We start from the raw sequence: 11,526 nt of genomic DNA, 5'->3' as shown, positions 1-11,526 counted from the left end.
CCCAGTTCGTCAATAGCTTCATCTCTCAATACAACGATGACGTGCAGGAAATCCGGGTCATCAACACCATCTGCCTCCCGACCCGGCGCCAGAAGCAGTCCGCCATTGACCTGGCCCGGCGCGTGGACCTGATGATCGTGGTGGGCGGACGGCATAGCGCCAACACGCGGCACCTGGCCGAGATATGCCAGGAAGTAGGGGTGGAAACCCACCACATCGAGCAGCCGGAGGAGATACAGATCTCTTGGCTCCAGGGGCGGGAGCGCGTCGGCGTGACCGCAGGCTCATCGACGCCGGACGACATCATTGACAGGGTGGTAGGCCACCTTGAGGAGATGGCGCGGCGGGTGGAGAGTCAGGACATGGCGGCGCATCGCCATGAAGCCGCGTTCTCCGCGACGTCAGGAGCGCGTGACGGTTACCCAGATACTGCCAGCACAGCGGGAGGTTCGCGTTGACTGCTCGGGTAGAGGACGCTATCAAAGAGCTCCAGGCGGGGCGCTTTGTCGTTATTCTCGACGATCCGGACAGGGAGAACGAAGGTGACCTGGCTATCAGCGCGGAGAAGGTGACCGCGCGGGAGCTTCTCTTCTTAATTAAGGCCGCCGCCGGGTTTCTGTGCATATCTCTCTCCGCTTCGCGACTGGATGAGTTGCAAATACCGCTGATGCCGCGCACGTTTCAGGACTCCGACACGCCGTTTTGCGAGACGTTGGACTACAAGTGCGACTCAAGCGCAAGCGGGTCCTCCGTCCACGACCGCGCCCGCACCATCCGTGCCCTGCTGGACCCCCAGTCCAAGCCCCAGGATTTCGCTCGCCCCGGTCATATCGTGCCCCTTCGCGCGCGGAGAAGCGGCCTGCTGGAGCGCCGAGGCCACACGGAGGCCATCGTTGACCTGTGCGGCGCCGCCGGCCTCTATCCGGCGGGACTCCTCTGCGAGATCCTGGACGAGGACGGCCACGTAGCCCGGGGACGCGTCCTGGAAGCCTTCGCGCACACCTACGGGTTCCCCATCGTCAGCGTCTGGGACGTGGTCGAGCATCTCAAGCGGTCGCGCGAAGCAGTCCAGCAGGCTGTCGTCAGCAAGCGTTCGTACCGGTAATTCCCAGAGGGAGGGCCGCCATGGAGCTGCCTCCCGTATTCGAGCGGTATCGTTCCGCTGTCGAAGGGGAACTCCGGACGGCTCTTGAGGGCCGCACCCTGCTCCTCTACGACATGCTCCGGTATCACCTGGGGTGGACGGACCCCCAGGGCCACCCGGAGGCTCTGTCCGGCGGCAAACGCCTGCGCCCCACCCTCTGTTTGCTGGCCTGCGAAGCCGCTGGTGGCGACTGGCGCTCCGCTCTGCCCGCCGCCGCGGCGGTCGAGCTTGTCCACAACTTCTCCCTGATTCACGACGATATCCAGGACGGGGACAGGGAGCGTCGCCACCGGCCCACCGTGTGGTCGCTCTGGGGAGTGGGCGAGGGCATCAACGCGGGCGACGGCATGCTCACCCTGGCGTGCCTGGCTGTCCTCCGGCTTTCCTCGCGGGGGGTGGACCACGCCCGCACGGTGCTGGCGGCGAACGTTTTGCATGCGGCGTGTCTGCGTGTCATAGAGGGACAGCACTTGGACATGAGCTACGAGCAGCGCATGGACGTCACCGTCCCGGACTACCTGGCGATGATCGAGCGGAAGACGGGCGCCCTCATCGAGGCTGCGGTCGATATAGGGGCGGTCCTGGGGACGGCGGACGAGGCGGTGGTGGCGCGGCTGCGGCGGTACGCCCACGCGCTGGGCCTTGCCTTTCAAGTGGTGGACGACGTGCTCGGCATCTGGGGCGACCCCGCGGTGCTCGGCAAGGACGCCCTCTCCGATATCCGCCGCAGGAAGAAGACGCTCCCGGTCATTTATGCCCTAGAGCACGCTTCGGCGGCGGCGCGGGAGACCCTGACGCGTGTCTATGGCAAGCGGACTCTGACGGAGGACGACGTCTCCCGCGTGGTGGACGTGCTGGAGTCCGTCCAAGCCAGGCGCTTTGCGCTGCGGACGGCGGACCAGTACTATCGAGAGGCGGTGGCGGAGCTGGACGCGGTGGCGGTCGGCGACAGGGCCACGGGGGAACTGAAAGAGGTCGCCCGGTTCGTCGTCCAGCGGGACCGGTGACCGGTGCGGCAGGTGATGGCATGGCGCGGCAGCGAGCTTCGGATGTGAAGTCAGACATGGACGCCGTGGAGCGGACGCTCCACCGGGCCGTCAGCTATCTCCTCAACGCCCAGGACGCTCAGGGCTGGTGGCGCGGCGAGATTGAGGCGAACGTGGCGGTGGAGGCCGAGTACCTTTTCCTCACCCATTTCCTGGGCGTCGCTCGCGAAGACCGTTGGCGGAAGATAGCCACCTCCATCATGGGTCGAGAGCTGCCCGGGGGCGGATGGGCGCTCTACTCCGGCGGCCCGCCCGACCTCAACGCCACGGTGGAGGCATACTTTGCCCTGAAGCTGGCTGGGGCGCCAGCGGACCACCCGGCCATGCAGCGCGCCCGCCACGTGGTCCTCAGCCTGGGCGGGGTCAGCAAGACGCGCGTCTTCACCAAGGTGTGGCTCTCCCTGTTCGGGCAGTATGACTGGCGGGGAGTTCCCGTCTTGCCCGCGGAGACTATCCTGCTGCCTTCCTGGGCGCCGCTGAACATCTACGACTTCGCGAGCTGGACGCGGGCGGCGCTGGTCCCGCTGCTCGTTATCGGCGCTCGGCAGCCCATCTGCCCGGTGCCTGACAGCGCGCGCATTGATGAGCTGTACGTGGAGCCGCCGGGCAAGCGCGAGTTCCGCGTGCCCTGGACCGCCGACCGGGTGCTGGCCTGGAAGTGGTTTTTCCGCTTTGGCGACGACGTTCTTCGTGTTCTGGAACGCTCACCCTGGAAGCCCCTGCGCGGCGTTGCCCTGAAGGCGGCGGAGGACTGGCTCCAGGTCCACCAGGAAGCGGACGGCGCCTGGGCCGGCATCCCCAGTCAGACGGCCTACGCGCTTATCGCGCTGCGGGTGCTGGGCTACAACATGGAGCATCCCGTGATGCGGCGGGGCATGGAGAGCTTCGAGTCGGCGTCCATCGCTGGCGCAAACATGTGGCGACTGCAGCCGTGGGCCTCGCCGGTGAGGGACACGGCCCAGGTCATGCTGGCGCTGCGTGACGCGGGCCTGCCGCTCGACCATCCGGCCCTTCAGAAAGCGGCGCGCTGGCTCTTCGAGCAGCAGGCCCAAGTTGGGGGCGACTGGCAGCTCAGGAACGGAGGGGGAACGCCCGGCGGCTGGGCGCGTGGGCCGAGCAGCCACCACTACACGGACGCCGACACCACCACGCTCGTCTTGGCCGCGCTGCATCAGGTGCGCCTGCCGGAGGACGAGTTGCGGCAGGAGGCGGTGGACCGCGGCCTGCGCTGGCTCCTCGGCATGCAGAGTCGCAACGGCGGCTGGGGCACATTCGACGTGGACAACACAAGACTTTACGTAACGCACCTGCCTTTCAGCGACTCCGGCGTTGTCATTGACCCGCCGACGGAGGACGTCACGGGGCATGTGCTGGAGCTGCTGGGGCGGATGCGGCACACGCGGCGCTCTCCCGCCGTCCGGCGGGCGCTGGAGTATCTCCGCGAGTCGCAGCAGAAGGACGGGAGCTGGCGGGGACGCTGGGGGGCGAACTATATCTACGGCACGGGATGCGTGCTGCCCGCCTATCAGGCCATCCAGTTGAACATGGCCCACGGGGAGGTCCGCCGCGCCGTCCAGTGGATTCTATCCCACCAGGGGAGCGATGGCGGATGGGGGGAGACGTGCGCCTCTTACAAGGTGGCGCAACTGGGGGGGCAGGGGCCGAGCACGCCCTCGCAGACGGCGTGGGCGCTTCTGGCCCTGCTGGCAGCCGACGAAGGGGCCGGCGAGGCGGTGGCACGGGGTGTGCGCGTCCTCGTGGGCGCGCAGCGCCCGGACGGGGGGTGGGACCACCCCTCGTATACCGGCGTCGGCTTTCCCGGCGACCTCTATGTCAACTATCACCTTTACGACGTCTGCTTTCCCGTCATGGCGCTGGGCCGCTACCGCGCGCTGCTCAAGCGCGAACAGCCTGCGAAGGAGGGCAGCGCGCAGGCGCTGTGAAGAGACTGACCAGCCAGCATCCATTCTTGCGCCTGAGGCGACATAACTAACGGGCAGGCGTGATGGAGCCTGCGGTTGACGCGCCCGATGTGTCGTGAGCTGTTCCCCTGAGAACCCCAGATAAGGAATAAGAAACCGACTGGTCGGTACTATGCCGAGCGCCTATGTGTGGGTGCGGAGGCCACCCAATGGCGTCCCGATTAACGCCGGAGTCCGGGAGGGAAATGACGACAGGAAAATACGTCCTTGCGCTTGACGCAGGCACGTCCGGCGTCCACGCGGTCGTCTGCGCGCTAGACGGCTCGGTGCGCGCCGCCGTCATGGAGCCCTGGCGCTACCTCGCTCCGCGACGCATGGGCGCGGGCGCACGGGCGCTCTCCCTCAGCAGGTCGTGGCGCGGAGTGGGCCGCGCCGCGCGGAATGCCCTCCGCGCCGCGGGGGTCTCGGCGGACCAGGTCGCGGCCATCGGGGTGACGGGACAGCGGCAGGGGATGGTGGCCCTGGACGTGGGCGGGCGCGACGTGTACGCCGGTCCGAACTTGGACGCGCGGGCCATCCGCCACGATCTCCTCATGCATGAGTCCCTCCGCTCGCGCATCTACCAGACGACGGGCCACTTGCCGGCCTACCTGCTCGCGCCTCTCAAGCTGGCCTGGATGCGGCAGCACCACCCCCGGCGGCTGGCCGCCGTCCGCTCTGTCATGTCCGTTCCCGACTGGTTGCTCTTCCGGCTGACAGGTCGTGCCGTCGCGGAGCGCGCCTCGGCGGGCGACTGTGGTTTATTGGACATAACAAGTAACGAGCCGTGCGACGACCTGCTCGAGGCAATGGGCTTGCCGCATGGCGCTGTCCCGCCTCTCTGCGCGGCGGGAAGCGTTGTGGGCGGCCTCACGGCGGAGGCTGCGGCGGCGCTCGGAGTACCCGGCGGTACGCCGGTGGTGGCCGGGGGACCGGACGCGCAGTGTGGGCTGCTGGGCATGGGCGTGACGGATGTGGGCCAGACGGGAGTGGTCGTGGGGTGGACCGGCGTTGTCCAGCGCGTGGCGTCGGCGCCGCTGTTCGACCCGCGGCGACGGACGTGGGCGGGCCTGCATGTGGCGCCGGGGCGGTGGGTGTGCGAGTGCAACGTCGGCGAGGCTGGCTACGCCTACCGATGGCTGGCGGAGTGTCTGGCCGGACGCGCCAGCGAGTCGGCCTACCGGCGTCTGGACGTGGCGGCGGCGTCAGTCCTGCCGGGCGCGGACAGCGTCTTCGCCTGTCTGGGGGCGAGGCCGCTGGAGCCTGTGCCCGTAGGCGTCCGGCCGGGCGGGCTGACGCTTCCCGTGCCGCTGGCGGCGGGCGGATGGGGCCGCGGCCAACTGGCCAGGGCAACGCTGGAAGGGGTGGCGTTCGCCATCGCATGGGCCGTCGAGCGCGTGGAGGAGACCACCGGCGAGCGGGCGGCTGAGGTCAGTGTGGGCGGCGGGCTGACGCGCAGCATACTCTTCCCCCAGTTGCTCTCCGACGTGCTGGCGCGTCCTGTCCATGTCGCGCCGCACGCCGACGTAAGCGCCGTGGGCGCGGCCCTCTGCGCCGCCACGGCCGTCGGTGCATACGCGAGTCTGGAGGAGGCCGGGCGCGCACAGAGGCCCCTGGCCACCGTGCTGCACCCCGACCCCAGGGCCTCGGCGGAGTACGAGGACATTTACCGGCGCTGGCGCGCCTTCGCGGAGCGCGTGGATTCCTTAATAGAGGTGTTCTCGTGATGCGAACCTCCGGGACAACCCCGCGCTGGCTGGCCGAGCGGCGGGTGGTGCTGGCCGCCGCCCAGAAGATGGGCGAGCGGGGCTTGGTGACGGGTATGGCGGGCAATGTGAGCATGCGCCTCCCGGTCACGCGCGGGCGGGCGCTGATCGCCGTGACGCCCTCGCAGCGGCCCTACGACACGTTGCGTCCGGAGGACATCGTGGTCGTGGACTCCGCGGGCACGGTCGTGGACGGGGGCCTCGCCGCTTCTTCGGAGCTGCCCCTGCATTTGGCCGTGTACCACGCCCGACCGGACGTGGGCGCCGTGATGCACACCCACTCGACGTACGCCAGCGTGCTGGCTGTGGCGGGGCGTGCCCTGCCGCCCGTGCTCGACGAGCTGGTCGTCTTTGTCGGCGGCGCGGTCGAGGTGGCCGAGTACGGGATGTCTGGCACATGGGAGATGGCGGAGTGGGCCGTCCGCGCGCTGGGCGACCGCAAGGCCGCCTTTCTGCGGAACCACGGACTCGTGGGGGTGGGCAGTACGCCCGCCGACGCGCTGGGCGTGTGTGCAATGGTGGAGAGGGCCGCGCAAGTTTACGTAATGGCATCGCTTCTAGGCGGGGCCAGGGTCTTGCCGCCGGATGTGGTCCGGAAGGAGCGAAGGCTCTTCCGCGCGCGCCAGGCGGGCAAGGGGGACAGCCGTGGCCGCGCCTAGAGTCTATGTCACGCGACGCATAGCGGAGGAGGCGCTGGCGATGCTGCGCCAGGTCGCCGACCTCCGTGTGTGGGAGGGCGACGCGCCGCCCCCGCGTGACGCGCTGCTGCGCGAGGTCGCGGACGTGGACGGGCTGCTGTGCCTGCTGACGGACCAGATTGACAGGGGGGTGCTGGACGCGGCGTCCAGGCTCCGGGTCGTCAGCACCATGGCGGTCGGTTACAACCACATTGATGTCGCCGCCGCCACCGAGCGGGGGATTCCCGTGGGCTACACGCCGGACGTCCTGACGGAGACCACGGCGGACTTCGCGTGGGCGCTGCTGATGGCGGCGGCGCGGCGCGTTGTGGAGGGGGACGCCTACACCCGCGCCGGAAAGTGGGGGTACTGGGGGCCGTCCGTGCTGCTCGGGCACGACGTGTATGGGGCCACACTGGGCGTCGTGGGCCTGGGGCGCATTGGGCTGGCGATGGCCCGCCGCGCGAAGGGCTTCCAGATGCGCGTCCTGTACCACGGCCGGACGCGGAGGCCGGACCTGGAGCAGCGGGAGGGAGTCGAGTGGGCGCCTGACCTGCTGTCGCTGCTCCGGCAGGCGGACTTCGTGACGCTGCACGTGCCCCTGACGCCGGAGACGCATCACCTGATCGGGCGGCGGGAGCTGGCGTCCATGAAGCGGACGGCGGTGCTGGTAAATACGGCGCGGGGGAGCGTGGTGGACCAGCGCGCTCTCCACGAGGCGCTGCGCGACCGCGCCATCGCCGCGGCGGCCACGGACGTGGCGGAGGTGGAGCCTATCCCCCTCGACGATCCGCTGCTGGCCCTGGACAACGTCATCATCACGCCGCACATCGCCAGCGCCAGCGTCGCGACGCGCACTCGGATGGCGGTCCTGGCCGTCCAGAACCTGCTCGCCGGACTCCGGGGCGAGCCGATGCCTTCCTGCGTCAACCCCCAAGCGATCCGGCAAAGCGCGCCGTGACGGAAGGGGTGGACGAACTCCGGCGGCTCGTCGTGGAGGCCGGGGTCATGACCGACGCCGAGCTACGTCTGGCAGAGGCGCACCGCCTGCGGGCCACCCCGCATAGTGGGGTGCTTCTGGCCTATCGCAGCCCTCTTGTCCTGACCGGCGCTCCGGAGTCCCCGCCGACCGCCGCTCTCCTCTGGCACTGGGAGGTTGGCCGGGCGGACGACTTCTGCCGCTGGGCCACGCAGGCCCTCCGCCAGCGCTTCGGTCTGGACGTGGAAGTGACGGCGGGGGAGCCGCACGGAGAGGCCGCGCCCCAGTACGTGGAGATCAACGGCGGCGGCCGACGGGAGATATGCGACTGGCTGCGCGTCAACCGGGACCAGTGGATGGGCGCGTTCTGCGCCATCGCCAACCGGGTCCTGGAGCCGCTCGGCGTGTCGGCGCTGGCGCTGGACGCCGACGAGGCGACGGTGCTCTGCTTCTGCCGGTCATCCTGTGCGGAGCGCCTGCTCCAGGCCTTCCCGGAGGCCTAGTACTCGGTTGCTTAAGTTCGCGTACACCAGGTTCGCCCCAGGCCCGCTTACCCTGAGCGGTTTTTCCTACCGCGCTTTTTCGCAACCGAGTGCAGGGCTTCTCCCGCGGGCGTGGCGACTGCGGGGCGTGGTCACCGCGCGGGACATAATGAGAGGAAAGTGTGTCGCTGCCGTGCACCGGCACACGGTGCTGGTATCCCCGGTGGGATTCGAACCCACAACCCCCTGCTTAGAAGGCAGGTGCTCTATCCGGTTGAGCTACGGGGACACGGGGCCAGAATAGCACAGCCCCCCTTTTTGGGTCAAGGCGCGGCCTGCCGCTCGGCCTTCTTCTCCGCGTTGGCCCGCCGGACGTGGCGCACCACGTACCAGCCCACCAGTGCGAGGATGGCGAGGATGATGGGGATGTCGAACGGGCGCATCACACCCCGAAGCCTCTCCCAATGCTCGCCCAGGACGTACCCTCCGTAAGCCAGCCCCAGGGACCAGGGAAACGCCCCCAGGAAGGTGTACGCGCTGAACTTCCATATGTTCATGCGGGAGACGCCGGCGGGGAAGCTGATGAACGTCCGCACCACGGGGAGCAGGCGGGAGAAGAAGATCGCCGCGTCGCCGTACCGAGCGAACCAGCGGTCGGCGAGGTCCAGGTCGTGGCGGGTGATGAGGATGTACTTCCCGTAGCGCTCCAGGACGGAGCGGCCACCGGACGCGCCGACGGCGTAGGCCGCCAGGGATCCCAAAAGGTTACCTAGGGCGCCGGTGAACCCCGCCAGCAGGAGGAGCGAGAGGTCCTGCCCCCGGTCCCGGATGAGCATCCAGCCGGCCAGGGGCATGATGATCTCGCTGGGCAGGGGAACGCAGGCGCTCTCGATAGCCATCAGCGCCACCACTCCGGGCCACCCCAGGGTCCCGTAGACCTGCCGGACGAACTCCAGGAGCTGCTGCTCGATTGCCTCCATATACCTCCTGACACCTCCTGTGATGTGAGGCACAAGTGTAGCAAGCCAGCTACTCGTCGTCAATCGCGAATCTATAACAACGTCAAGTTGCAGTAGTGGCTGTATATCATGACACAGTATGGCGCAGAGAGTTGAACAAAATTTAGAAATACTTAGAATTAGTTCAATAACAGAAATAAGAATGATTTTGACAGGGTCTTGACAAAGTATGGGAATCGTGGTAGGCTAGGTACAATTCAAGTGTCAGGAGGTGATGCATGATGCGCAAGACGAAACTCATGCGCCAGGTCGAAGAGAAGTACAAGCGCCCGCTGGAAAAGCTGCTGCCGGAGATGTACAACGAGAAGGGTCTTCCGGGCATGGCGGAGGATCTGCAGATCAGCAAGGGCACGCTCTGGTACTGGCTGCTGAAGTTTGGCATCAGCGTGCGCCGCGTCGCTCTGGCCCCCGGCGAGAGCCTGGAGGTCAAGGGCGAGGTCAGGAAAGGCACTTAGCGTCAATGGGGGGGGTAGCACGCTGGTATTTGACGTAGGGGTACAGAATATGATACAAAGTCTAGCGGGAGCACCCATTGGGATTGCGGCCCTGCATATTCTTATGGTTCTGCTGGTGCGGCCTGGGCTCATCGGCGGGACAGGGCTAGTCTAGAGGTGCGTGGTGGTAGGCTTGGTCCAACGCGGAACGCGAAGACCGATAGGCGAGATCCTCGTTGAAGGGGCGTTCGTCAAGGCGAACGAGTTGCAAGTCGCTCTTCAAGAGGCTCGCGCCGCCAACAAGAAGGTTGGACAGGTCCTTGTTGACAAGGGCCTGATCACCCCGGAGACTCTGGCGACTGTCCTGAGTTTCCAGATGAGCGTGCCCATAGTTGACCTCAAGCAGTTCAAGATCCAGCCGGAAGCGCTGGAAAAGATACCCGAGGACGTAGCGCGGCGCTACAACGCCATCCCCCTCGCTATTGACGGCGACACCCTCACCGTCGCCGTGGAGGAGCCGCACAACCTGGAGCTGATGGACATGCTCACGTCCATCAGCCGGATGCGGATTAAGCCGGTGATTCCTCTGCACGGAGGCATCCGGGAGGCCATCAGCGTCAACTACCGGATGACCGCCAAGCTTAAAGAGGAGATTTCCCAGGTCATGACCCAGCAGCCCGGCGCCGGGCCGGCTGCGGCGGGCGTCACACCTCCGCCGGGCGCGGGTGGCCGGGGTGGAGAGCCTGTCCTGATGGCGGAGGCGGTCAGCCATGCGCCGGTGGTCAAGGCGGTGGACACCATCGTCGCCCAGGCCGTGAAAGACCGGGCGTCGGATATTCACATTGAGCCTCAGGAAGACGGCCTGCGTATCCGCTACCGGGTGGACGGCATCCTGCATGACATGGTGACTTTGCCCATGGGCGTGCACTCCGCCCTGATATCGCGCCTGAAGGTGCTCGCCGGCATGAACATCGCCGAGCGGCGGCGTCCCCAGGACGGCCAGATCACCATGAAGGTCGCAGGCCGGGACATTGACCTGCGCGTGGCCACCATTGAGACCCTCCACGGTGAGATGATGGTCCTCCGCATCCTTGACAAGTCCATGAACCTGCTGCACCTTGCCCAGACGGGAGTGAGGGACCAGCAGTTGGACGTGATGAAGCGGGTCCTGCGCTCGGCCTACGGAATGGTGATGATCAGCGGGCCCACGGGCGCGGGCAAGACGACCACCCTGTACGCGTGCGTAAACGAGCTTGACCCCAACGAGTCCAACATCATGACCATTGAGGACCCCATTGAGTACCGGTTCAAGAAGATCAACCAGGTCCAGGTGAACACCCAGGCGGATATCACTTTCGCCAAGGGCCTGCGGGCTACCCTGCGTCTTGACCCGGACATCATCCTGGTGGGAGAGATTCGCGACTCCGAGACGGCGAATGTCGCCGTCCAGGCGGCCCTGACTGGTCACCTGGTCCTCACGTCCATTCACGCCAACGATGCTGTCGGCGCCCTCGTCCGCATCATGGACCTGGGGGTTGAACCGTTCCTGGTGACCTCGGCGGTGGTCGCCACCGTATCCCAGCGCCTTGTGCGGAAGGTCTGTCCGTACTGCAAGGCGATCCGCGCCGCCAGCCCCGACGAGGCGATGGCCTACCAGCACGAGATGAGCGAGGTCCGGACCGACTTCACGTACGGACGCGGCTGCAACTTTTGCGGCCAGACGGGCTATATGGGCCGCGTCGGCGTCTTTGAGATGCTCCCCATCACGGAGCAGATACGTCAGCTCGTGGCCAAGGGCGCTTCGGCCAGTGAGATTCGCGCCCAGGCCCTGCGCGAGGGCATGATCACCATGCGGCGGGATGGGATGCTGAAGGCACGCGACGGCATCACTACTCCCAGTGAAGTGCTCCGCAACGTCTTCGCTATTACGTAGGCGTGGGCCACATCCGCGTGCGGGCTTCCGCGTTCTGTCGCATGTTCTTCTCGTATTCGTCTGAAGCGGAGGGCAACCGGCTGGA

The 11,526-nt window shown here is 67.2% G+C and carries 11 protein-coding genes and 1 tRNA gene; 10 read left to right on the top strand and 2 right to left on the bottom strand.

The features are described 5' to 3' along the window. The 8 genes from Q7T26_01905 to Q7T26_01870 form a co-directional block, all read left to right on the top strand. The coding region (locus Q7T26_01905) for a hypothetical protein (GenBank protein MDO8530913.1) at window positions 1-458 on the top strand (458 nt) is incomplete at its 5' end. After that, the gene (gene ribB / locus Q7T26_01900; GenBank protein ID MDO8530912.1) at window positions 455-1,105 is read left to right on the top strand and encodes a 3,4-dihydroxy-2-butanone-4-phosphate synthase; all 651 of its coding nucleotides are present in this window, start codon (window positions 455-457) and stop codon (window positions 1,103-1,105) included. The genes Q7T26_01905 and ribB, both read left to right, overlap by 4 nt. A gap of 20 nt (window positions 1,106-1,125) precedes the next feature. Beyond that, entirely contained in the window at window positions 1,126-2,151 is a 1,026-nt protein-coding gene (locus Q7T26_01895) for a polyprenyl synthetase family protein (GenBank protein MDO8530911.1), read from the top strand. A 20-nt stretch (window positions 2,152-2,171) separates the two neighbouring features. After that, window positions 2,172-4,133 carry a squalene--hopene cyclase gene (gene shc / locus Q7T26_01890; GenBank protein MDO8530910.1) on the top strand — a complete coding sequence of 654 codons (1,962 nt, stop codon included), beginning with the start codon at window positions 2,172-2,174 and terminating at the stop codon, window positions 4,131-4,133. Window positions 4,134-4,357: 224 nt separating this feature from the next. Next, window positions 4,358-5,878: an FGGY-family carbohydrate kinase gene (locus tag Q7T26_01885; GenBank protein ID MDO8530909.1), complete on the top strand. Its 1,521-nt coding sequence runs from the start codon at window positions 4,358-4,360 to the stop codon at window positions 5,876-5,878. Then, a complete protein-coding gene (locus Q7T26_01880; protein ID MDO8530908.1) occupies window positions 5,878-6,576 on the top strand; it encodes a class II aldolase/adducin family protein in 699 nt (232 codons plus the stop codon). Before Q7T26_01885 ends, Q7T26_01880 begins: the two co-directional genes overlap by 1 nt. After that, window positions 6,563-7,555, top strand: a complete 993-nt coding sequence (locus Q7T26_01875) for a D-glycerate dehydrogenase (GenBank protein MDO8530907.1) — start codon at window positions 6,563-6,565, stop codon at window positions 7,553-7,555. Before Q7T26_01880 ends, Q7T26_01875 begins: the two co-directional genes overlap by 14 nt. Next, window positions 7,552-8,076 carry a hypothetical protein gene (locus tag Q7T26_01870; GenBank protein MDO8530906.1) on the top strand — a complete coding sequence of 175 codons (525 nt, stop codon included), beginning with the start codon at window positions 7,552-7,554 and terminating at the stop codon, window positions 8,074-8,076. Before Q7T26_01875 ends, Q7T26_01870 begins: the two co-directional genes overlap by 4 nt. A gap of 191 nt (window positions 8,077-8,267) precedes the next feature. Here Q7T26_01870 and Q7T26_01865 read toward each other — a convergent pair. Then, a tRNA-Arg gene (locus Q7T26_01865) sits at window positions 8,268-8,344 on the bottom strand. Between the two features lie 34 nt (window positions 8,345-8,378). After that, complete coding sequence (locus Q7T26_01860; protein ID MDO8530905.1) at window positions 8,379-9,035, bottom strand: DedA family protein; 657 nt, start codon at window positions 9,033-9,035, stop codon at window positions 8,379-8,381. A gap of 257 nt (window positions 9,036-9,292) precedes the next feature. On the opposite strand from Q7T26_01860, the gene Q7T26_01855 reads away from it, so the two are divergent. Continuing rightward, window positions 9,293-9,529, top strand: a complete 237-nt coding sequence (locus Q7T26_01855) for a hypothetical protein (GenBank protein MDO8530904.1) — start codon at window positions 9,293-9,295, stop codon at window positions 9,527-9,529. A gap of 172 nt (window positions 9,530-9,701) precedes the next feature. Further along, window positions 9,702-11,441: an ATPase, T2SS/T4P/T4SS family gene (locus Q7T26_01850; GenBank protein ID MDO8530903.1), complete on the top strand. Its 1,740-nt coding sequence runs from the start codon at window positions 9,702-9,704 to the stop codon at window positions 11,439-11,441. Window positions 11,442-11,526 lie beyond the last annotated feature (85 nt).

This window comes from Dehalococcoidia bacterium (assembly GCA_030648205.1).
In the GTDB taxonomy this organism is placed as follows: domain Bacteria; phylum Chloroflexota; class Dehalococcoidia; order JAUSIH01; family JAUSIH01; genus JAUSIH01.
Note: the sequence above shows the minus strand (reverse complement) of the source record. Positions and strands in the feature narration are given on the sequence as shown.